This window comes from Planococcus liqunii (genome assembly GCF_030413595.1).
Lineage (GTDB): Bacteria > Bacillota > Bacilli > Bacillales_A > Planococcaceae > Planococcus > Planococcus liqunii.
In genome coordinates this window covers 2,711,072-2,733,125 of record NZ_CP129238.1, presented here as the reverse complement: position 1 = coordinate 2,733,125, position 22,054 = coordinate 2,711,072, and the positions used below count along the sequence as shown (strand labels likewise).

Annotated in this window: 19 protein-coding genes and 1 other annotated feature; of the genes, 16 read left to right on the top strand and 3 right to left on the bottom strand. The window is 44.1% G+C overall.

The features are described from left to right. The first annotated feature begins 138 nt into the window (after window positions 1-138). The 3 genes from QWY22_RS13805 (at window position 139) to QWY22_RS13795 (ending at window position 3,540) form a co-directional block, all read left to right on the top strand. Complete coding sequence (locus tag QWY22_RS13805; protein WP_300981403.1) at window positions 139-906, top strand: prolyl oligopeptidase family serine peptidase; 768 nt, start codon at window positions 139-141, stop codon at window positions 904-906. A 66-nt stretch (window positions 907-972) separates the two neighbouring features. Then, complete coding sequence (locus QWY22_RS13800; protein ID WP_036804315.1) at window positions 973-1,281, top strand: metal-sulfur cluster assembly factor; 309 nt, start codon at window positions 973-975, stop codon at window positions 1,279-1,281. A 123-nt stretch (window positions 1,282-1,404) separates the two neighbouring features. Further along, window positions 1,405-3,540: an ATP-dependent Clp protease ATP-binding subunit gene (locus tag QWY22_RS13795; RefSeq protein ID WP_300981402.1), complete on the top strand. Its 2,136-nt coding sequence runs from the start codon at window positions 1,405-1,407 to the stop codon at window positions 3,538-3,540. A 31-nt stretch (window positions 3,541-3,571) separates the two neighbouring features. On the opposite strand, the gene QWY22_RS13790 is transcribed toward QWY22_RS13795, so the two are convergent. Continuing rightward, window positions 3,572-3,757 carry a DUF2929 family protein gene (locus QWY22_RS13790; protein ID WP_300981401.1) on the bottom strand — a complete coding sequence of 62 codons (186 nt, stop codon included), beginning with the start codon at window positions 3,755-3,757 and terminating at the stop codon, window positions 3,572-3,574. Between the two features lie 187 nt (window positions 3,758-3,944). Between QWY22_RS13790 and QWY22_RS13785 the strand changes: the two genes are divergently transcribed. From QWY22_RS13785 to QWY22_RS13750, 8 genes are all read left to right on the top strand, one after another. Then, window positions 3,945-4,877, top strand: coding sequence for a beta-ketoacyl-ACP synthase III (locus QWY22_RS13785; protein WP_300981400.1), 933 nt, complete (start codon window positions 3,945-3,947; stop codon window positions 4,875-4,877). Between the two features lie 27 nt (window positions 4,878-4,904). Further along, on the top strand, window positions 4,905-6,146 hold the full coding sequence (fabF, locus tag QWY22_RS13780; protein WP_300981399.1) for a beta-ketoacyl-ACP synthase II: 1,242 nt from the start codon (window positions 4,905-4,907) through the stop codon (window positions 6,144-6,146). 250 nt (window positions 6,147-6,396) lie between these two features. Further along, window positions 6,397-7,443: an ABC transporter ATP-binding protein gene (locus QWY22_RS13775; RefSeq protein ID WP_300981398.1), complete on the top strand. Its 1,047-nt coding sequence runs from the start codon at window positions 6,397-6,399 to the stop codon at window positions 7,441-7,443. Further along, the gene (locus QWY22_RS13770) at window positions 7,440-8,450 is read left to right on the top strand and encodes an ABC transporter ATP-binding protein (protein WP_300981397.1); all 1,011 of its coding nucleotides are present in this window, start codon (window positions 7,440-7,442) and stop codon (window positions 8,448-8,450) included. Before QWY22_RS13775 ends, QWY22_RS13770 begins: the two co-directional genes overlap by 4 nt. A gap of 28 nt (window positions 8,451-8,478) precedes the next feature. Then, window positions 8,479-10,206, top strand: a complete 1,728-nt coding sequence (gene opp4A, locus QWY22_RS13765; RefSeq protein ID WP_300981396.1) for an oligopeptide ABC transporter substrate-binding protein — start codon at window positions 8,479-8,481, stop codon at window positions 10,204-10,206. Window positions 10,207-10,360: 154 nt separating this feature from the next. Beyond that, a complete protein-coding gene (gene opp4B / locus QWY22_RS13760) occupies window positions 10,361-11,326 on the top strand; it encodes an oligopeptide ABC transporter permease (RefSeq protein ID WP_300981395.1) in 966 nt (321 codons plus the stop codon). A gap of 12 nt (window positions 11,327-11,338) precedes the next feature. After that, the gene (opp4C, locus tag QWY22_RS13755) at window positions 11,339-12,256 is read left to right on the top strand and encodes an oligopeptide ABC transporter permease (protein ID WP_300981394.1); all 918 of its coding nucleotides are present in this window, start codon (window positions 11,339-11,341) and stop codon (window positions 12,254-12,256) included. Window positions 12,257-12,444: 188 nt separating this feature from the next. Beyond that, the gene (locus QWY22_RS13750; protein WP_300981393.1) at window positions 12,445-14,145 is read left to right on the top strand and encodes a peptide ABC transporter substrate-binding protein; all 1,701 of its coding nucleotides are present in this window, start codon (window positions 12,445-12,447) and stop codon (window positions 14,143-14,145) included. 44 nt (window positions 14,146-14,189) lie between these two features. Here QWY22_RS13750 and trpS read toward each other — a convergent pair whose 3' ends face one another. Together trpS and QWY22_RS13740 are read right to left on the bottom strand one after the other, a co-directional pair. After that, window positions 14,190-15,179, bottom strand: a complete 990-nt coding sequence (trpS, locus tag QWY22_RS13745; RefSeq protein ID WP_300981392.1) for a tryptophan--tRNA ligase — start codon at window positions 15,177-15,179, stop codon at window positions 14,190-14,192. A 44-nt stretch (window positions 15,180-15,223) separates the two neighbouring features. Continuing rightward, window positions 15,224-15,434 (bottom strand) — a binding site (T-box leader). Window positions 15,435-15,477: 43 nt separating this feature from the next. Beyond that, window positions 15,478-15,765 carry a DUF3899 domain-containing protein gene (locus tag QWY22_RS13740; RefSeq protein ID WP_300984395.1) on the bottom strand — a complete coding sequence of 96 codons (288 nt, stop codon included), beginning with the start codon at window positions 15,763-15,765 and terminating at the stop codon, window positions 15,478-15,480. Window positions 15,766-16,059: 294 nt separating this feature from the next. On the opposite strand from QWY22_RS13740, the gene QWY22_RS13735 reads away from it, so the two are divergent. The 5 genes from QWY22_RS13735 (at window position 16,060) to QWY22_RS13715 (ending at window position 21,935) form a co-directional block, all read left to right on the top strand. Next, window positions 16,060-17,766 (top strand): peptide ABC transporter substrate-binding protein, encoded by a 1,707-nt coding sequence (locus tag QWY22_RS13735; RefSeq protein WP_300981391.1) that lies wholly within the window; start codon window positions 16,060-16,062, stop codon window positions 17,764-17,766. 203 nt (window positions 17,767-17,969) lie between these two features. Continuing rightward, window positions 17,970-18,908 (top strand): oligopeptide ABC transporter permease, encoded by a 939-nt coding sequence (gene opp3b, locus QWY22_RS13730; protein WP_300981390.1) that lies wholly within the window; start codon window positions 17,970-17,972, stop codon window positions 18,906-18,908. Continuing rightward, window positions 18,905-19,924, top strand: a complete 1,020-nt coding sequence (gene opp3C / locus QWY22_RS13725; RefSeq protein ID WP_300981389.1) for an oligopeptide ABC transporter permease — start codon at window positions 18,905-18,907, stop codon at window positions 19,922-19,924. The genes opp3b and opp3C overlap by 4 nt, the downstream gene beginning before the upstream one ends. A 15-nt stretch (window positions 19,925-19,939) precedes the next feature. Next, window positions 19,940-21,007 carry an ABC transporter ATP-binding protein gene (locus QWY22_RS13720; protein WP_300981388.1) on the top strand — a complete coding sequence of 356 codons (1,068 nt, stop codon included), beginning with the start codon at window positions 19,940-19,942 and terminating at the stop codon, window positions 21,005-21,007. Then, window positions 20,997-21,935: an ABC transporter ATP-binding protein gene (locus QWY22_RS13715; protein WP_300981386.1), complete on the top strand. Its 939-nt coding sequence runs from the start codon at window positions 20,997-20,999 to the stop codon at window positions 21,933-21,935. Before QWY22_RS13720 ends, QWY22_RS13715 begins: the two co-directional genes overlap by 11 nt. The last annotated feature ends 119 nt before the right edge of the window (window positions 21,936-22,054 follow it).

Genomic DNA, 22,054 nt, shown 5'->3' with positions numbered 1-22,054 from the left:
AGCGATAACAGAAGGGTTTCGTCAAAATTTCTTGAAGGGTTCGCTATGTTTCCTTATATAAAAAATGCGTGAAGAGCTCCGAATTGTTTGCCGACTTCCGAGAACATTGGTAGGATATGTATGAAGGAAGTGAACTAAATGATAGTAGAACACGAAAAATGGAATAACATTCCGCTGCTTCACATATATCCGGAAGGCAAGAAAGACGAAAGTCTGCCTACAGCGGTATTTTTCCATGGACATATGAGCGCCAAAGAACATAACTTGCATTATGCCTATCAAATGGTGGAAAAAGGGATGCGTGTCTTGCTGCCGGATGCACATTTGCACGGGGAGCGGGAAGAAGGCCTTGATGAAGTACAGATGAGCCTCCGCTTTTGGGAAGTTGTTTTAACTTCTATAGAAGAATTAGCATACATACATAAGACCATTCACGAAAAACAATGGGCAAAAGGCGAACTGGGCATAGGAGGGACGTCGATGGGCGGCATTACAACGCTCGGAGCTTTGACGGTTTATTCGTGGATCAAAGCTGCAGCCGTCATGATGGGTGCACCCAATTACGTTCAGCTGGCAAAAGCACAAATGGCTCAATTTGAATCGAAAGGCTTCAAACTTCCGATTACCGATGAAGAAAGAAAACAGATGCTTGCTACACTTGGACGCTTTGATGCTACGAAGAACAAGGGCATTTTCAATAAACGCCCTGTCTTTTTCTGGCATGGAGAGCAGGATACAACGGTGCCGTATAGCCCGACGTTCAGCTTTTTTAAAGCGTTGAAAGAAGAATATGAGGAAGTGCCGGAGCATCTTCATTTCATGGGCGAAAAAGAAGCCGGGCACGCCGTAAGCCGTCCGGGGATGCTTGCTGCCACAAGATGGCTGGCCGAACATACGGCCGAATAAGCAGGGTAATTTCATTTCAGCCCAAAGTTTGTTAAGATGAGAAGAGCAGAAAAAGGAGGGATTCTAATGGATCAAGATATGAAAGATAGCATCATGGGTGCTTTGGAACAAGTCATTGACCCGGAACTTGGAGTAGACATTGTCAACCTGGGCCTTGTATACGATGTAGAGATGTCGGAAGAGGGCTTTACTGTAGTCACGATGACATTGACTTCAATGGGATGCCCAATGGGACCTCAAATCGTTGATATGGTAAAACATGCGTTGTACGAATTGCCGGAAGTAAGCGAAGTCGATGTAAAAATCGTCTGGCAGCCGGTATGGGGCAAAGATAAAATGTCGCGTTACGCGAAAATGGCGCTCGGCGTCCGTTAATCAAAACCTTCAGGAAGCTATTTCCTGAAGGTTTTTTTGTTAGCATATCATTTGCCATCTTTGTTCAAATTGCATATAATCAAATTAGTCAAGAAAGGTCAAACTCTTAGAGGAGTGAAGAAAATGGTTCAATTTGCTAATCAAGAACAAAAATCGCCGTTGGAACAATACGGCCGAAACATGGTGGAGCAGGCAAAAAGCGGGAAAATGGATCCTGTAATCGGCAGAGACCAAGAAATACGCAATGTCATCCGCATTTTATCGCGTAAAACCAAAAATAATCCGGTGCTGATCGGTGAGCCGGGTGTCGGGAAAACCGCAATTGTCGAAGGGCTGGCACAGCGGATTGTCCGCAATGATGTGCCGGAAGGTTTGAAAAACCGGACGATCTATGAGCTCGATATGAGCTCACTGATTGCAGGCGCCAAATACCGGGGAGAATTTGAGGAACGCTTAAAAAGTGTCCTGAAACAAGTGAAAGACAGCAACGGGGAAATTATTCTTTTCATTGATGAGATCCATACGATTGTGGGAGCGGGCCGCACGGAAGGCGCCATGGATGCAGGAAATATGCTGAAGCCGATGCTGGCGCGCGGCGAGCTGTTCTGCATTGGTGCTACGACACTGGACGAGTACCGCATGCACATCGAAAAAGACCCGGCGCTTGAACGCCGGTTCCAGCAGGTCATGGTGCGTGAGCCTTCTGTCGAAGACACGGTTTCAATTTTGCGGGGGTTGAAAGAGCGTTTTGAATTGCATCACGCCGTGCGTATCCATGACCGGGCAATTGTAGCGGCAGCTGCGATGTCTGACCGGTACATTACGGAACGGTTTTTGCCGGATAAAGCAATCGATTTGATTGACGAGGCATGTGCCATGATCCGGACGGAAATTGATTCCATGCCGCAGGAACTGGATGAAACCACACGCCGTCTGATGCAATTGGAGATTGAAGAACAGGCGCTGCAAAAAGAAAAAGACACGGCCAGCATTACGCGCCTTGAAACATTGCGCAAAGAAATTGCCGAGCTGAAGGAGTCATCTTCTGGCATGCAGCAGCAGTGGAAAACAGAAAAAGAATCGTTGAAAAAAATCCAGGAAAAACGCGAGAAGCTGGATCAATACCGTCGACAGCTGGAAGACGCGGAAAATAAGTACGATTTGAATGCCGCTGCCGTACTGCGCCACGGAAAAATTCCGGAATTGGAAAAAGAATTGGCGGCTCTTGAAGGGGAACTGAAAAAAGACGGAGCGGCCCGGTTACTGCGGGAAGAAGTGACCGACGATGAAATCGCCGGAATCGTCGCCAGATGGACAGGGATTCCGGTAACGAAACTGGTGGAAGGCGAACGCGAGAAATTGCTGCGCCTCGGCGACACCTTAAAAGAACGCGTCATCGGCCAAGACCGGGCAGTCGAGCTTGTGACGGAAGCGGTATGGCGTGCACGCGCCGGCATCAAAGATGAACAGAAGCCAATCGGTTCATTTATCTTCCTTGGCCCTACGGGAGTCGGGAAAACGGAACTGGCGAAATCGCTGGCAGCGAACCTGTTTGATTCGGAAGACCATTTTATCCGGATTGACATGTCGGAGTATATGGAAAAGCATAGCGTCTCCCGTCTTGTCGGCGCACCTCCGGGCTATGTCGGCTATGAAGAAGGCGGCCAGTTGACGGAAGCGGTCAGACGCAACCCGTACTCTGTTGTATTGCTGGACGAAATCGAAAAAGCGCATCCGGACGTCGCAAATATTCTGCTGCAGATTTTGGATGATGGCCGCATTACAGACAGCCAGGGACGGCTTGTCAACTTCTCGAACACGGTTGTTATCATGACTTCGAATATCGGTTCTGCCTATATCGGAGCGGAAGATACGGAACACAACATTGAAGATGTCGTGATGTCGGAACTTCGAAAGCATTTCAAACCGGAGTTATTGAACCGCATTGACGATATCGTCATTTTCCACGCGTTGAATAACAGCCACTTTTATGGCATTGCGAAGAAAATGCTGGCTGAATTGGCTAAACGCATGAAACAGCAGCAGCTAGGGCTGGAAGTAGATGACTCGGTAATCGAGTACATCATTGAAGCGGGAACGGATCCGCTGTTCGGAGCCCGTCCTTTGAAACGCTTTATCCAACGCGAAATTGAAACGAAAATCGCACGGGAATTGATCAAAGGCGACCTTGCGCCAAATACCGTTCTGCAATTGGGCATGGACTATGGAAAATTAATTATCAACAAAAAAGAAGCGTAATCCGGATTCCGGATTACGCTTCTTTTCATGATTAATGCTTTTCAGCTACAGGCTCATCCGGAATAATTGCAGAAATTACAAAGATCAGGACAGAAACCCCTATAGAAATATAAACGCCCAGCATAAAATCAAAATGTACGTTTTGGACTGCACTTACTACGTAGTTCAACAAAGAAATTAATAAAAATGACCATAAGAATGTTCCAATATATTGCATTAGTTTCACCTCAACATAGAAATATCTTCTATCATCATATCATAGAGCCTCTCTGACAGAAAGAAAGTTTATCATATAAAAAAATAATTTGTCTGAAGTATGTCAGTAAGTTGAAAAAATTGATGAAAGGGCGTATTATTATTACCAGGTACTAATAATTGATGTTAATTGAAAAGAGGGACCAATAATGAATGCAGGAATTATCGGCATAGGCAGATGCCTGCCTGAAGATAAGCTAACGAATTTCGATCTGGAAAAACGCATGGATACTTCAGATGAATGGATCCGTACGATGACCGGGATTGAAGAGCGCCGGATTGCAAAAGATGATCAGGACACCTCCCATATGGCGTTGGACGCAGCGAAGAAAGCCATTGAGGATGCTGGAATAGACCCGGCGGAAATCGGTCTGATTCTGGTTGCGACCGTCACACCGGACCAGCCGTTCCCTTCGATGTCATGTGCCATCCAACAGGAAATTGGCGCAGTCAATGCTGCTGCAATGGACCTTTCGGCTGCATGTGCAGGATTTATGTATGGACTCGTAACTGCAAAACAATTTATTGAATCTGATGTATATAAATATGTTCTCGTTGTGGGAGTAGAAAAATTATCTAAAATCACTAACTGGGAAGACCGCAACACGGCTGTGCTTTTCGGTGACGGAGCAGGAGCTGCTGTTCTCGGGAAAGTATCGGAAGGGCGCGGAATCCTTTCCTTTGAGCTGGGAGCGGACGGCACTGGCGGAAAACATTTGTACCAAGATGAATACTTGGTGATGAATGGGCGTGAAGTGTTTAAATTCGCTGTTCGCCAAATGGGCGAATCTGCGGCAAATGTTATTGAAAAAGCAGGGCTAAGCCAGGAAGACGTAAGCTTCCTGATTCCGCACCAGGCGAATATCCGGATTATGGAAGCGTCAAGAGAACGTTTAGGCCTGCCGATTGAAAAAATGTCGAAGACTATCCATAAATACGGCAATACATCTGCAGCTTCTATTCCGATTTCACTGGTCGAAGATGTCGAAGAGGGACGGATCAAAGAAGATGATGTCGTCGTGATGGTCGGCTTTGGCGGCGGATTGACTTGGGGCGCAATAGCAATGAGATGGGGCAAATAATTGTACAATCGAAAGGAAGAAGATAGAATGACGAATCGTCGAGTAGTAATCACTGGAGTCGGTGCTGTAACTCCATTAGGAAACAACATAGAGACAACTTGGGAATCCGTAAAAAATGGCGTATCAGGAGTTGGTCCACTGACAAGATTGGACGCGGACCAGTATCCGGCTAAAGTAGCTGCCGAAATTAAAGACTTTTCCATAGAAGACTATATCGAGAAAAAAGAAGCCAGAAAAATGGACCGTTTTACGCATTACGCATTGGCATCATCCATTATGGCGATGAAAGATGCCAATCTTGAGCTGGATGAAAAAACGGCTCTTCGGACAGGCGTTTGGATTGGATCAGGAATTGGTGGAATGGAAACAATCGAAAACCAGTTGGAAGTATTGAATAATCGCGGCGTGCGTCGAGTAAGTCCGTTCTTCGTGCCAATGATTATTCCGGATATGGCATCGGGCCAAGTCTCCATTTACTTTGGCGCAAAAGCCATCAACTCCTGTTCGGTTACTGCATGTGCTTCCGGCACGAACTCAATAGGCGATGCCTTTAAAGTGATTCAGCGCGGTGATGCCGATGTAATGATTTCCGGAGGCGCAGAAGCACCGATCACACGCTTGTCCGTTGCCGGCTTCACTGCAAATACGGCATTGACGACGAACCCGGATGCAGCGACAGCTTCCCGTCCATTTGATAAAAACCGTGACGGATTTGTCATTGGGGAAGGCGCCGGGATTGTGATCTTGGAAGAGTATGAACATGCTAAAGCACGCGGTGCCAAAATTTATGCAGAGATCGTTGGCTACGGTTCTACAGGCGACGCCCATCATATTACCGCTCCAGCTCCAGGAGGAGAAGGCGCGGCCCGTGCAATGGAGCAAGCATTGGCTGACGGCGGCGTTGAAAAAACGTCGATTGGCTATATCAATGCCCATGGAACGAGTACGCCATACAACGATTTGTTTGAAACGATGGCAGTCAAAACTGTATTCGGGGAACATGCTTATAAATTGGGCATGAGTTCAACAAAATCAATGACAGGCCATTTGCTTGGCGCTGCAGGTGGCGTAGAAGCTATTTTCACTGCCTTGTCTCTGAAGGAAGGCATCATGCCGCCGACAATCAACTATAGTACACCAGATGAGGAATGCGATTTGGATTATGTACCAAACGAAGCGCGGCTTGGTGATTTCACCTATGCAATGAGCAACTCATTAGGATTTGGCGGCCACAATGCCTCCATCGTATTAAAGAAATTCAAAGAATAATATTTGAAGTTAATCGTCAGGCTGCTAAAGCCTGGCGGTTTTTTTATATTTAAGGAAATTTATCCAAAAAAATAAAGTTAAATACAATACTAACAAAACCTTAGTCCATAAGGTTTTCAGTCTTATTTAAGTTTACGGAATAGTTTAACGATTACTAAAATTTTGAAAAATACATTGATTATGTAATGTTTTTGTAATAAACTTTAATCAATCCAAATTAACAGAAAAAAAAGAATTTTGAGGTGTTGACATGACAGTTAAATACTCATCCGATAAGACGGCACCCCTTCTTCGAGTAAAAAATCTTCAAACCGGCTTTAAAATTGATGGAGAATTTTACAACGCTGTAGAAGGCGTTTCATTTGACGTAAACCGCAAGAAAATTATTGGGATTGTTGGAGAATCAGGCTGTGGAAAAAGTGTAATGTCGCTGTCGATCATGCAGTTGCTGCCATCGGGAATCGGCAAGATCCGCGGCGGCGAAATTGAATTCGAAGGTGAAAACATATCCAAGCTGTCGGATAAGAAAATGAATAAACTCCGAGGAAAAGATATATCCATGATTTTTCAGGAGCCGATGACTTCACTCAATCCCGTCTTTACGATAGGTTACCAAATCGAAGAAGTGATATTGAACCATGAAAACATCACGAAAAAAGAAGCACGCCTCCGTTCGGTTTCACTGCTTAAAAGTGTCGGAATCCCCCGCGCTGATAAAATCGTGAACGAATACCCCCACCAATTGTCGGGCGGGATGAGGCAGCGTGTCATGATTGCGATGGCGATTGCCTGCCAGCCCAAATTGCTGATTGCCGATGAGCCGACTACTGCGCTCGATGTAACGGTGCAGGCGCAGATTCTGGAATTGCTGAAAGGCATTCAGGAAACCAATGACATGTCCATTATCCTGATTACACACGATCTTGGGGTAGTTGCGGAAATCTGTGACGAGGTCATTGTCATGTATGCTGGGAAAATTGCAGAACGGGCGTCAGTAGACGAACTTTTCAACCACCCTAAGCACCCTTATACAGACTTACTAATGAAAGCCATTCCGAAAATGGATGAAGATGTAGAGAAATTAGCGACGATTGATGGATTGGTTCCTTCTATTATAAATATGCCTCAAGTGGGCTGCCGGTTTGCGAACCGTTGTCCGAAAGCAATGCCGGAATGTTTGACTGTAACGCCTCAGCTCGGGGCAGTGGCACGAGACCATGAAGCTGCGTGCCTTCTTTACGAAGAAAGCTGGCCGGAAGGACAAAAACCACAAAAAGAAGGGGCTACTGTTTTATGACAACAAGAGATTTCATACAAGAAAGAATTGATAGCTTGGAAAGCAGGGAAGTTCTGCTGGACGTGCAGAATCTTAAAACCTATTATCCTGTGACCGGCGGTTTTTTTAAGCGAGTGGTTGGCAATGTGAAAGCGGTGGATGATGTTTCTTTCACCATCCGAAGAGGAGAGACACTCGGGCTCGTCGGAGAGTCCGGCTGTGGGAAATCAACGACTGGCCGTACCATACTGCGGTTGTTAAAGCCTACCGATGGCAAAATACTTTTCGAAGGAAAAGATATCACCAAAGTGTCGGGATCCAAACTTCAAAAAGCACGACGCGATTTTCAAATGGTTTTCCAGGACCCTTATGCATCATTGAACCCGATGCAAATGGTTGGAGATATAGTTGCCGAACCAATTCTCAATTACGAAAAGCGCAATAAGGAACAGTTGGAACAAGAGATTAAGTCTTTACTGACTCGCGTCGGACTTCCTGAGGAGGCCTATTACAAATATGCCCATGAATTCTCTGGAGGCCAGCGGCAGCGCATCGGGATTGCCCGAGCACTCGCGCTAAACCCAAAATTGATTGTGGCCGATGAGCCGGTTTCGGCATTGGATGTTTCGGTCCAATCACAAGTATTGAACCTGCTGAAAGATTTGCAGAAAGAATTCGATTTAACTTATTTGTTCATTGCGCATGATCTTAGCGTGGTAAAACATATGAGCGATCGAATCGGAGTGATGTATTTGGGCAATCTCGTTGAGCTTGCTTCAAATAGAGATTTATACAGAGAACCGCTGCATCCCTACACACAGGCTTTGATTTCTGCAATCCCGGAACCGAATACGGCGATTAAGAAAGAACGGATTGTGCTGCAGGGCGATGTACCAAGCCCGCAAAATCCGCCGTCGGGATGCCCGTTCCATACGCGCTGCCCAATGGCAATGGATATCTGCTCGAAAGAGAAGCCGCCATTAAAAGAAGTGCGGCCGGGCCATCATGTTGCGTGTTTGCTGTATTAAATCAAAAAAACATTTAGGGGGAAAATGAATGAAGAACAGGAAGATATTCTGGCTATTTGCATTGATTCTTGCCCTTGCTGCATTTTTGGCAGCTTGTGGGGGAGAGGAAGACAGCTCGTCAAAAGATAATGCATCCAAAGACGACGGCAAAGATTCAGCAGCAGAAGGCGAACCGCAAAAAGGCGGTACGATGGTTTACGGAATTGATACTCCACCTGAAGGTCTTTTCAACTACGCATTTTACGGCATTGAGACAGATGCACAAATTATCGGTCTGTTTGATGAATCTTTGATTAACTACAATGAAAAATTAGAACCCGAACCAAACGTAGCTTCTTGGACAACAGAAGACAATAAAGTCTTCAACTTCAAGTTCAAAGAAGGCGTAAAATGGCATAATGGCGAAGAACTGACAGTTAATGACTGGTTATTCGCTTTTGAAACAATCGCGAGCCCTGACTATGACGGCCCTCGCTATACAAACGTCCAGACAATTGAGGGCGCAGAAGCTTTCCGCAAAGGAGAAGCCGATACAATTTCCGGGGTTGAAGTCGTGAATGACTACGAAATCAACATCACTTTTGACCAGCCTCGAGTAAATAATTTAACAAACCTTTGGTCTTACCCGCTCCCGGAATCTGTACTTGGAGATGTTCCAGTTGCTGAGATGTCGGCATCTGAATGGGTGCGTACAACGCCAATCGGCATCGGGCCATTCAAAGTGGATAAAATCGTCCCTGGTGAATCTGTTGAAATGTCACGTTTCGATGAATACTGGAATGGCGATGTGAACTTGGATAAAATCGTAGTCCGTGTAATCGACAACTCTTCAGTAGTTGGCGCTTTGCAAAACGGCGATGTAGATATGATCAGCCTTCAGCCGGTTTCAGGCCCTGAAGTAGAGCCTTTGGAAAATGTAGATATCATTACGTACCCTGGGCTATCTTACTACTATGTAGGATTCAAGCTTGGCAAGTTCGATAATGAAAAACAGACCATCACTGAAGAACTTCCAAAATATCAGAGCAAAGAACTTCGCCAAGCGATGATGTACGCCATCAACCGCCAGGAATGGGTTGATGCTTTCTTCTTCGGCTACGCGAAAGTTGCAAACAAACCGGTTCCGACTGCTCACTGGAACGCTGCAGACGACAGCGAATTGAACACGTATGAATACGATCCGGAAAAATCAAAAGAAATGCTGGATGCTGCCGGATACAAAGATACAAATGGCGACGGCTTCCGTGAAGATCCGAACGGCGATGAGTTTGTTGTGAAATTCTCCCACTATGCAACAGGAAACCCGACGTTCGAGTCACGTGCACAAGCGATTACGCAATATTGGGAAGAAGTCGGCATTAAATCAGAATTGGAAATGGTCGAAGTTAACTTGTACTATGAAATGATCGAAAAAGACGATCCTTCTATTGAAACATTCTTCGGAGGATGGGGAACTGGTACAGATCCGGATCCATCTGGCCTTTGGAAAGCAAACCAATTATGGAACTACCCTCGCTACAATAATCCTAAATCGGATAAATTGCTCGATGATGCTTTGAATATTGATATTGTCGGTACGGACCAGCAAAAACGTACTGATTTGTATATCGAATGGCAAAAGATTGTAAACGAAGAAGTTCCAATGCTTTATATTGCAGAATTAGAAGAAATCGTAGCTGAAAGCAAGCGTGTCGGCGGGACGAAATACGATGTCTCCGGCTCAAACAGCCCAGCTGAATGGTTTGTAACAGAATAACAAGCAAGTCTCAACATTCAACGATGGGCTGAAAAAGCCCATCGTTGAATAATTATATGGATGCTCTTATGCACGGTAAGGAATGCTTGAAGGCAAGCAGCTCTTACCGTGCGGGAGAGCGCAACTAAGACTAACACGGACAAGGAGAGTATATATGCTGAAATACACATTTAGAAGATTGCTTGGAATGATTCCTATGCTCATCCTTATTTCAATTGTTGTTTTTTCCCTTGCCAAGCTAATGCCAGGCGATTCATTGAGCGGTGAAATCGATCCACTTAATACGAATCCTGAGTATATTGCAGAGATGAGAGAAAAACTGGGCTATAACGATCCGTTACCGGTGCAGTATTTTAATTGGGTTACGGATTTTGTGCAAGGGGACTTCGGCAAATCGACGCGTTTTAAAGTGCCGGTTGCAGATGTCATCATGGAAAAAATTCCAAACACCCTCTTTCTTGGTGTAATGGCGCTATTGATCACATATATCCTGGCTTTTATCATGGGTATGTATTCCGGACGGAATCCGTACACCATTGGTGATAACGCCATCGCAGGCATCAATTATGTGATGCTGGCAATTCCTTCGTTTGTAGCAGCTGTATTTGCGATTTACTTTTTCTCATTCCATTTAAACTGGTTCCCGTTCGGGGGATCTGTAGATATTTTGATTGAAGACGGCACCCTTGAATACTGGCTCAGCCGGCTGCATCATGTCCTGCTGCCAGCCATTGTACTTGGGGCGATGAGCACGGCCTCTTATACGCAGTTTCTCCGCAATGACATCATTGAAAACTCGCGGAAAGATTTCGTGCGGACAGCCCGGGCAAAAGGTACGCCGATGAAGAAAATTTACAACGTCCATATTTTACGGAATTCAATCATTCCACTGGTGACGTTCCTGGGCTTTGATTTTGCTGCATTGATTGGGGGAGCTATTATTACAGAAACCATTTTCACCTATCCGGGAATCGGCCAATTGTTCCTCGATTCGGTAACGAACCAGGATTATCCGACTTTGATGGCATTAACGATGCTCTTGTCATTTTTAACATTAGCAGGAAATTTAATAGCAGACATACTTTATGGGATCGTGGATCCACGAATCCGTTTGGATTAGGGGGGAGCAAATATGGCATCATCAACCACTATTACACAGCAGAAGAAGCCGGAAAGAAGCTTATCTCCATGGCAGATTGCCCGGAAAAAGTTCTTGCGCAATAAATTGGCGATGGTGAGTACAGTTTTCATCATAATCGTAACTGTTATCTCATTACTGGCACCGTTTCTTGCGCCTTATCTGTCGCCGAATCCAGATATTACAAAAGTGAATATCAGTTCTATGAACATTCAGCCAAATGGTGAACATATTCTTGGAACGGATAAAAGCGGAAGGGATGTATTAACGCGTTTGTTTTACGGAGGACGGGTTTCTCTATTAGTAGGTTTTAGTGCGACGTTGATGGTTATTACACTCGGAACGGTAGTCGGATCCATCGCAGGATTTTTTGGCGGGGCAGTAGACAGCATTTTAATGCGCTTTACTGACTTCGTTTTAAACTTTCCGTTCCTGGTCTTCGTTATTGTATTGAATACGGTTCTCTATGGGATTGTAGATGGCCTTTGGGTGCTGATCATGGTGATTGGGGTACTTAGCTGGGGCGGTGTGGCACGGCTGGTGCGCAGTAAAGTGCTGGCAGAAAAAGAGAACGAATACATTCTCGCTGCCTTGTCGATTGGCTGTTCGCCGTGGAAAGTCATCCGAAAACACTTGTTGCCGAATGTTATGTCGACGATTATTGTCCAAGGAACCTTAATCTTTGCCAGCATGATTGTCGTGGAATCGGCTTTAAGCTACTTAGGTTTTGGAGTTCCCCAAACGACGCCAAGCTGGGGCAATATGCTGTCTTCTGCCAATGAGCCGGATGTTTTGCAAGGCAAACCATGGATTTGGATGCCGCCAGCTTTAGTTATTACCCTGACAATCCTTTCCATCAACTTTATTGGTGAAGGTTTGAAAGACGCCTTAAATCCAAAATCATTGCGTTAAACCCGAAGGGCTGCTTTTATAGCAGCCCTTTTTGATTTAAAAAAATAAATGTTTTTGACTTTCTACTATTATATATAATAATTTTGAGTTCATATAGATGATAAATATCAAATAAATACTATACACTTTGGTTATAAGTTGTATAATCTAGTTAACAGACTTTTCGGGAAAATAAGGAGGAGAGCTAAGTGAATCGAAAGAAGATGTACTGGTTTCTCTGTTTGGCATTGGGATTTAGTTTTTTTCTCGCAGCATGCAGCGGCAATAGTAATAGCCCGGCTCCAGAAAATTCAGAAGGAGGAACTGAAGGCGGTGCCTCAGGAGAGTTGGATTCCGAACAGGTGCTGAATTTGATGGAAAGTGCTGAAATTCCAACGATGGATTCTGCCTTAGCTGAAGACACAGTGGCTTTTAATATTCTAAATAACGTCAATGAAGGATTGTATCGTCTGAATCAGGAAAACATAGCAGAACCGGCAATCGCAGAAGGGGAACCGGAAGTCAGCGAAGATGGGTTGACCTATACATTTAAGCTTCGCGAAGCCAACTGGTCTGACGGTACACCTGTCACCGCTCAGGACTTTGTCTTCTCCTGGCAGCGTGCCGTAGATCCAGCCACCGGTTCTCCGTATGGTCCTTATATGATGGCCGGCACCATTAAAAATGCGGCGGCAATTTCAGAAGGCAAGATGGATAAAGCAGAGCTTGGCATTGAGGCTACGGACGACAAAACTTTGGTGGTGACGCTGGAACGTCCGGTCCCTTATTTCCTTTCGTTGATGTCTTTCGGAACTTTCCTGCCGCAAAAGGAAGCCTTCGTCACTGAAAAAGGCGGGGCATATGCTTCTAATTCAGACAACCTTCTGTTCAATGGACCGTTTATCCTGACAAACTGGGACGGTACCGGCTTAACTTGGTCAATGGAGAAAAATCCAGAGTATTGGGATGCAGAAACCGTTAAACTTGAAACGATCAATGTCGATGTAGTAAAAGATGCCGGGACAGGGCTCAACCTTTACAATTCAGGAGAAAAAGACCGTACCACTTTATCTGGTGAATTTGCCATGCAATACGCGGATGACCCGGAAGTGGTAAGAGAACTTGAACCGAGTATCTTTTATATGAAGTTTAATCAGGAACGGAATGGGCAGCCTACTGTATTGGCCAATGAAAATATCCGAAGAGCAATTTCAATGGCTTTCAACAAACAAGATTTGGTGGATGTTGTACTTGCGAACGGCTCTTTGCCAGCAAACTACCTGGTGCCGGCTGAATTTACATTTGATGAAAACCAGGAAGACTTCCGGGAAGTCAACGGCGACATGAATGAATACAATGCAGAAGAAGCGAAAAAACTATGGGCACAAGGGATGGAAGAAGAAGGATTGACGGAAGTCACGATTGAATATTTAGGGGACGACACCGAACTATCCAAAAAGATGAATGAATATTTAAAAGCACAGCTGGAAGAAAACCTTGAAGGGCTGACCATCTCCATCAAGACAGTTCCTTTCAATGTCCGACTGGAATTGGATGAAGCACAGGACTTTGAAATCCAAAATTCAGGATGGGGCCCGGATTATCAAGACCCGATGACATTCATCGATTTGTTTGTAACCGGATCTCCTCAAAACAAAATGGGCTACTCAAATCCTGAATTCGATGCACTGGTGGAATCAGCCAAAGGCGATCTGGCACTCGATATTCCGGCACGCTGGGATGCCATGGCGCAGGCTGAGCACATCCTGATTGAAGAGGACGCGGCTATTGCACCGATTTATCAGCGAGGAGCCATGGCGCTGCAGAAACCATATGTCAACGACATAGTTGTTCATCCATTCGGCGGGGATTTCGGCTACAAATGGGCATACATTTCAGGAAAACAGTAAATTTTAAAAGACAAAAAAAGGCTGCCATAACGGCAGCCTTTTCGTTATTTGCGCTTTCGGCCCAAGCCCATCGCATTTTCCATTTTCTTTAAGGTTTTATTAGCCAAGAAATTGGCTTTCTCAGCACCTTCATCCAAAATTCGGTCAAGCTCTTCAGAATTCAGCAATTCCTTGTAGCGTTCCTGAATTGGCGCAAGGTGGCCGGTGACCGCTTTGGCGACAGAAGCTTTGAAATCGCCATAGCCGGCTCCTTCGTATTTCGAAACGAGCGATTCAATGCTTTCGTTGGTCAATGCGGCTTCAATCGTAAGCAAGTTTGAAATACCTGGTTTGTTCTCAGGATCGTATTTCACGATGCCTTCAGAGTCGGTAACGGCACTTTTGATTTTTTTCTCGATGGTTTTTAAATCATCCAACAGCGTAACTATCGCTTTTTTGTTTGTATCCGACTTGCTCATCTTCTTGGTTGGATCTTGAAGCGACATGATACGGGCACCGTTTTTCGGTACACGGATTTCTGGAATTTTCAATACTTCGTTATAGCGTTTGTTGAATCGTTCCGCCAAATCTCGGGTCAGTTCAATATGCTGCTTCTGGTCATCGCCTACTGGCACGACATCGGTTTGGTACAGCAGGATATCTGCAGCCATCAATGGCGGATAAGTCAACAGCCCCGAAGAAACAGAGGTGCTCTTCGCTGACTTGTCTTTATACTGCGTCATGCGCTCCAGTTCACCGATGGTTGAAATGCATTGCATCATCCATCCCGCCTGAGCGTGAGCTGGAACTTCCGATTGGATAAAGAGCGTTACTTTTTCCGGGTCGATTCCAACCGCCAAATACAATGCAGCCAATGCTTTGATATTCTTTCTTAATTCCAGCCGGTCCTGCGGCATCGTGATGGCATGCTGGTCCACGATGCAGAAAATGCAATCATACTCATCCTGCAAATCGGTGAATTGCTTGAATGCGCCGATATAGTTTCCGAGTGTAACGGTACCGGTAGGCTGGACGCCTGAAAAGATTTTTTTCATCCAAATTCCTCCTCAATATAAAAAACACATCACACATCCCCAAAAAAAGGGACGAATGATGTGTCTTTCCGCGGTACCACCCTAGTTGCCGTCACCGGCCACTCTTCTTCATAACGTGAAGATCACGAAATCGGCTACTGTTATTTCACCGGTTCAGCTCAAAAGTCCATTCAATGCTGCACTTCATCTGTTTCCACCAGCCACAGACTCTCTATAGAAGGAACAGCATTTACTCTTCTTTTTCATCGCTCATTGTATATTGATTTATTATAATACAAAGAAGTTTTTATTAGCAAGCTTACAACTGATAAATAATGAGTGAAATCATCATGGCTGCCAGCGTAAAGCCGCCGATGATCAATAATGGAGCGCTTGAGATGGCCATTATTTCCGACGGGGAGCGCATTTCGTCATCTTCCAACGTGGATTTGCCTTTATAGACTTTTCGCATGCTCATCGTAAAGATGTCAAAAATTCCGGTTCTGATTACAAAAACCCATAAACCAATAAATAATACAGTACCTCCGTAGACAAAAGAATTATTGATATAGGATAAAAGAGAGAATGGTTCACTCCTAAACACCATGGTCAAAAGTATTAAAACTTGTATAATGATTATTCCAATAAAGGATTTTTTCATTTTTCGCACCCCAATTCTAATCTATTGTAGAAGAAAATATAAAAAAAATCAAAAATTATTGAAAATATTTTTGTTAAAAATTCCTCATAAATCCAATATTCATGCTCTTTCGTGTAACATTATTGACATGCCATTGTTATAAAGTTGTAACTAGTCAAAAAAAAGTGCTGTACAAGCAAAAAAGATTATGTATAATAAACAGTGTACCAATTTTTCAGAAAATTTAAGGGGGTCACGTAAGTGAGAAACAGCAAGGTATTTTGGCTACTAAGCCTGGTTTTAGTTCTTAGTGCCTTCCTAGCAGCATGTGGCGGCGGGGAAGATACTTCAACTGAACCATCAGATTCAGAAGGCGACAAAGAGAAAGAAAGTGCATCAGGAGATTTGGACTCAGTCCAAGAACTGAACTTGATGGAAAGTGCAGAAATACCAACAATGGATTCAGCTCTTGCTGAAGACGCTGTAGCATTCAACATTATGAACAATGTTAACGAAGGTTTGTACCGCTTGAACCAGGAAAACATTGCAGAACCTGCAGTAGCTGAAGGAGAACCAGAAATCAGCGAAGACGGTTTGACTTACACTTTTAAATTGCGTGATGCTAAATGGTCAGATGGTTCACCTGTAACTGCACAAGATTTCGTATTCTCTTGGCAACGTGCAGTTGACCCGGCTACTGGATCACCTTATGGTCCTTATATGATGGCTGGAACGATTAAAAACGCTGCAGCTATTGCAGAAGGCAAAATGGACAAAGCTGAGCTTGGTGTAGAAGCTAAAGACGAAAAAACTCTAGTGGTAACACTTGAGCGTCCGGTTCCTTACTTCATCTCATTGATGGCATTTGGTACATTCTTGCCGCAAAAAGAAGCTTTCGTTACTGAAAAAGGCGATGCTTACGCTTCTAACTCAGAAAACCTTCTTTACAACGGACCATTCACATTGACAAACTGGGATGGCACTGGCCTGACTTGGTCAATGGAAAAAAATCCTGAGTACTGGGATGCTGAAACTGTAAAACTTGATAAAATCAACGTAGACGTTGTTAAAGAGTCTGGTACAGGGGTTAACCTTTATACATCAGGCGAAAAAGACCGTGCTGGTCTATCTGGTGAATACGCAATGCAATATGCTGATGACCCAGAAGTAGTAAGAGAATTAGAACCAACTGTGTTCTACTTGAAATACAACCAAGAGCGCAATGGAAAAGAAACACCACTTGCTAACGTAAACATCCGTAAAGCGATTTCAATGGCTTACAACAAACAAGATTTGGTTGACGTAGTATTGGCAAACGGATCACTTCCAGCTGATTTCTTAGTGCCAACTGAATTCACATTTGATGAAAGCAAAAAAGACTTCCGTGAAGTAAACGGAAAAATGAACGAATTCAATGCTGAAGAAGCTAAAAAACTTTGGGAAACTGGCTTGAAAGAGCTAGGAGTAACAGAAGTTACACTTGAAATGCTGGGTGGAGATTCTGAACTTGCCAAGAAAATGGATGAGTACATGAAATCTCAACTTGAAGGAAACCTTGAAGGGTTGACAATCAACCTGAAAGCAGTTCCATTCGCAGTACGTCTTGAACTTGACGAAAAACAAGATTACGATATCCAAAACTCTGGTTGGGGCCCTGATTACCAGGATCCTATGACTTTCCTAGACTTGTTCGTAACAGGTTCTGCTCAAAATAAAATGGGTTATTCTAACCCTGAATTCGACAAATTGATTGAACAAGCTAAAGGCGAATTGGCTCAAGACATCCCTGCACGTTGGGAAGCAATGGCTAAAGCTGAGAAAATCTTGATCGAAGAAGACGCAGCTATCTCTGGTATCTACCAGCGTGGTATCATGTCACTTCAAAAACCATATGTTCATGACATTGTTGTTCACCCATTCGGTGGAGATTTCAGTTACAAATGGGCTTACATTTCTGGAAAAGAATAATTTTGTAAATTGGCCACTGTGAAAAACAAATAGTAAGAGAGTATATCGCTGCTTGTTACTGGACGATATACTCTCTTTTCTAATGTAAGAGAATTCACGGAAAATTGACCATTTTCTGCTAACTTTTGAAAAAAACAAGCCTTTATTCTTAACAAAAAAACAAGTCTTGTCACATAGAGAACAATTTTTTACGGAGGTGCAACATGGCACGATACATCGGCAAACGTTTAATCTACATGGTACTTACTCTAGCATTGATTGCCACTTTTACATTTTTCTTAATGAAAATTTTACCGGGTTCCCCTATCGCTTCCGCAGGTAAATTATCTCCAGAACAAAGGGCAGTTGTTGAAGAAGCCTACGGTTTAAATGATCCTTTACCGGTTCAATACTTTAATTACATGTTCGGCTTGGCGCAAGGAGATTTGGGTATTTCCATTAACCAATTCAAAGGAGCTCCTGTAACAGATCTGATTCTCAGCCGTATGGGACCGTCAGCACAAATCGGTTTCCAAGGTATGGTATTAGGGACGATTATCGGAATTTTGCTTGGTATGATTGCTGCATTGCGGCAAAATACCTGGGTGGATTATAGCAGTACTTTGATTGCGATCATCGGGATATCGATTCCATCCTTTGTCTTTGCTTCACTGCTTCAATATTGGTTCGGTTTAAAATTGGAATGGTTCCCTGTAGCTTTATGGAAAGACGGATTTATGTCCAGCGTCTTGCCGTCAATTGCGCTGGCGATGTTCCCGCTTGCAACAGCAGCACGTTTTATTCGTACTGAAATGATTGAAGTATTGGGTTCAGACTATATTACGTTGGCAAAAGCTAAAGGGGCCAGCGGTTCTGAAATCGCTTTCAAACATGCTTTCCGGAATGCATTGATTCCGTTGATTACTGTTTTGGGGCCAATGACTGTTGGTATTCTGACTGGATCACTAGTAGTAGAACAAATTTTTGCGATTCCAGGAATTGGAGAACAGTTCGTTAAATCTATTATGGTCAATGACTTTTCCATTATCATGGGCACAACGATTTTCTTCTCAGTGTTCTTGATTGTCGTCATTTTGATTGTAGATATTCTTTATGGCATCATCGATCCTCGGATCCGTCTTTCAGGAGGTAAAAGTTCATGACACAAAATCTAGAAAAATTACCGAAAGGTTCGTTTGATCGAATCAAGGTAGATACCAAACAAGCCGAGCGCATCTCAAAGCCGAGCGTTAGTTTCTGGCAAGATGCATGGCATCGGCTTAAGAAAAACAAAGGCGCCATTGCTAGTTTAATCCTGTTCCTTTTAATCGTTATCATGTCGTTTGTAGGGCCGATGATCAGCCCATACGAACCAAATGCTCAAACCATCACGCATGCAAACTTGCCTCCGAAAATTCCAGGTCTTGAAAAACTAGGGATTTTTGACGGAGTAGGAACTTTAGGCGGAAAAGAAGTTAACTTATACGAAATGAAAAAAGTAGAAGTCAACTATTGGTTTGGAACAGACGGCCTTGGACGCGATATGTTCTCGCGTCTTTGGGTGGGTACACAAGTTTCGCTGTTCATTGCCTTTGTAGCTGCAGCTATTGATATGTTGATCGGGGTTATTTACGGTGGGGTTTCCGGATATTTCGGCGGCCGTATAGATGATTTGATGCAGCGTATCGTTGAAATTTTGACAGGTATTCCGAACCTGGTCGTCGTAATTTTGTTTATCTTGATCATGGATCCCGGAATCCTTGCCATTATCATCGCTCTGACCATCACCGGTTGGACCGGCATGTCGCGGGTTGTGCGTGGACAGGTTCTTAAATACAAAAACCAGGAGTTCGTATTGGCTGCCAGAACTTTAGGAGCCAGCGACTCACGTATTATTTGGAAACACCTAATGCCGAACGTTCTGGGCATCGTTATTATCAACACCATGTTTACAATTCCAAGCGCTATTTTCTTCGAAGCGTTCTTGAGCTTTATCGGATTAGGGCTGCAGGCGCCAGACGCATCGCTCGGTACTTTGATCAATGATGGCTACAAATTGCTTCAATACCAGCCGCACATCTTAGCATTCCCGGCGATTTTGCTCAGCTTGATCATGATTTGCTTTAACTTGATCGGTGACGGCCTTCGTGATGCGCTTGATCCTAAGATGAAAGATTAAGGAGGAAAGTTACAAATGGAAAAGATTCTACAAGTAAAAGACCTCGAACTTTCCTTCAACACTTTTGGCGGGGAAGTAAAAGCAATCCGAGGCGTAAACTTTGATTTATATAAAGGGGAAACATTGGCAATCGTAGGTGAGTCGGGATCAGGTAAATCCGTAACGACAAAATCCATCATGCGCCTGCTTCCTGAGAATTCAGCTGAATTCAAAAATGGCGAGATTCTTTTTGGCGGACGTGATCTGACTAAATTGAGCGATAAAGAAATGCAAAAAATCCGCGGAAAAGACATTTCGATGATTTTCCAGGACCCGATGACTTCGTTAAACCCGACGATGCCGATTGGCCGCCAGATTACGGAGCCGATTTTAAAACACCAAAAAATCAGCAAAGCGGAAGCGAAAAAAGTAGCAATTGATCTGCTTCGCCTGGTTGGAATGCCAAAACCGGAATTGCGCATGAAACAATACCCGCACCAGTTTTCCGGCGGTCAGCGCCAACGTATCGTTATCGCCATTTCGCTTGCCTGCAATCCGCAGATTTTGATTGCGGATGAGCCGACTACAGCGCTTGATGTAACGATTCAGGCACAAATTCTGGAATTGATGAAAGATCTGCAAAAGAAAATTGATACATCGATTATCTTCATCACCCATGATCTTGGAGTCGTAGCGAATGTTGCAGACCGTGTAGCTGTTATGTATGGCGGCAAAATTGTTGAAATCGGAACAGTAGATGAAATTTTCTATAACCCGCAGCATCCTTATACGTGGGGCTTGTTGAGTTCAATGCCATCTTTGGATACTTCAGATGCAAAACTTTACGCAATTCCAGGAACACCGCCGGACTTGTTGGCACCGCCTAAAGGAGATGCATTTGCACTCCGCAGTGAATACGCGCTTCAAATCGACATGGAGCAAAACCCTCCATTCTTTAAAGTAAGCAATACTCACTATGCGGCAACGTGGCTATTGCATCCTGACGCACCACAAGTTGAACCTCCTGCAACCGTAGTGGAACGCATGAAGAAGTTCCCAGGAAGCAGATATTATGAAGGAGGAGCGGTTTACAATGGCAGATAAATTATTGGAAATCAAAAACCTAAAACAGCATTTTAATGTTGGCAAAGCAAACGAAGTTAAAGCTGTCGACGATATCAGTTTTGATATTTACAGAGGCGAAACTTTAGGCTTGGTTGGCGAATCCGGCTGCGGGAAATCCACTACCGGCCGCTCGATCATCCGCTTGTATGATGCAACTTCAGGGGATGTTTTCTTTGAAGGTGAAAATGTACACGGCAAAAAGTCCAAAAAAGATTTGAAGAAATTCAACCGCAAAATGCAAATGATCTTCCAGGATCCATACGCTTCATTAAACCCGCGTATGAAAGTAATGGATATTATTGCCGAAGGCATTGATATCCATGGATTGGCTAAAAATACTGCTGACCGCAAGAAAATGGTTTTCGATCTTCTTGAAACGGTTGGATTGAACAAAGAGCACGCAAACCGCTATCCGCATGAATTCTCAGGTGGACAGCGCCAGCGTTTAGGCATTGCCCGTGCACTTGCGGTAGATCCGGATTTCATCATTGCCGATGAACCGATTTCGGCGCTCGATGTATCGATTCAGGCTCAGGTCGTCAACTTGCTGAAAGAACTGCAGGAAGAAAAAGGACTGACGTATTTATTCATCGCTCATGACTTGTCGATGGTAAAATACATTTCCGACCGTATCGGCGTTATGTATTTCGGGAAACTTGTGGAATTGGCTCCAGCGGAAGATTTATACAACAATCCGATGCACCCATATACACAATCGCTGCTTTCAGCGATTCCGCTGCCGGATCCGAACTACGAGCGCAACCGTGTCCGTAAATCATACGATCCAGCTATGCATAACTACACGGAAGCTGATAATGTACAAATGAGAGAAATCACGCCGGGCCATTTTGTCCAATGTTCAGAAAAGGAATTTGAATCATTGAAAGCTGCCAGCGCTGTAAGATAAGATAAATGAAAAAACGGATGCCCATGTGGCATCCGTTTTTATGTGTATACGTTCTGGAAATACTGAAAATAATGTAAGAGAGCTTCTTGCTTTGCTGTATATAATATTCGGAAAAATGT

Bases quoted from the DNA above. Each gene is read 5' to 3' on its own strand.
- QWY22_RS13715 (WP_300981386.1), top strand. From the start codon at position 20,997: ATGGCAGATAAATTATTGGAAATCAAAAACCTAAAACAGCATTTTAAT.
- fabF (WP_300981399.1), top strand. From the start codon at position 4,905: ATGACGAATCGTCGAGTAGTAATCACTGGAGTCGGTGCTGTAACTCCA.
- QWY22_RS13770 (WP_300981397.1), top strand. From the start codon at position 7,440: ATGACAACAAGAGATTTCATACAAGAAAGAATTGATAGCTTGGAAAGC.
- opp3b (WP_300981390.1), top strand. From the start codon at position 17,970: ATGGCACGATACATCGGCAAACGTTTAATCTACATGGTACTTACTCTA.
- QWY22_RS13790 (WP_300981401.1), bottom strand. From the start codon at position 3,757: ATGCAATATATTGGAACATTCTTATGGTCATTTTTATTAATTTCTTTG.
- QWY22_RS13785 (WP_300981400.1), top strand. From the start codon at position 3,945: ATGAATGCAGGAATTATCGGCATAGGCAGATGCCTGCCTGAAGATAAG.
- QWY22_RS13775 (WP_300981398.1), top strand. From the start codon at position 6,397: ATGACAGTTAAATACTCATCCGATAAGACGGCACCCCTTCTTCGAGTA.
- opp4A (WP_300981396.1), top strand. From the start codon at position 8,479: ATGAAGAACAGGAAGATATTCTGGCTATTTGCATTGATTCTTGCCCTT.
- opp4B (WP_300981395.1), top strand. From the start codon at position 10,361: ATGCTGAAATACACATTTAGAAGATTGCTTGGAATGATTCCTATGCTC.
- trpS (WP_300981392.1), bottom strand. From the start codon at position 15,179: ATGAAAAAAATCTTTTCAGGCGTCCAGCCTACCGGTACCGTTACACTC.
- opp4C (WP_300981394.1), top strand. From the start codon at position 11,339: ATGGCATCATCAACCACTATTACACAGCAGAAGAAGCCGGAAAGAAGC.
- QWY22_RS13795 (WP_300981402.1), top strand. From the start codon at position 1,405: ATGGTTCAATTTGCTAATCAAGAACAAAAATCGCCGTTGGAACAATAC.
- QWY22_RS13740 (WP_300984395.1), bottom strand. From the start codon at position 15,765: ATGGTGTTTAGGAGTGAACCATTCTCTCTTTTATCCTATATCAATAAT.
- QWY22_RS13800 (WP_036804315.1), top strand. From the start codon at position 973: ATGGATCAAGATATGAAAGATAGCATCATGGGTGCTTTGGAACAAGTC.
- QWY22_RS13720 (WP_300981388.1), top strand. From the start codon at position 19,940: ATGGAAAAGATTCTACAAGTAAAAGACCTCGAACTTTCCTTCAACACT.
- opp3C (WP_300981389.1), top strand. From the start codon at position 18,905: ATGACACAAAATCTAGAAAAATTACCGAAAGGTTCGTTTGATCGAATC.
- QWY22_RS13805 (WP_300981403.1), top strand. From the start codon at position 139: ATGATAGTAGAACACGAAAAATGGAATAACATTCCGCTGCTTCACATA.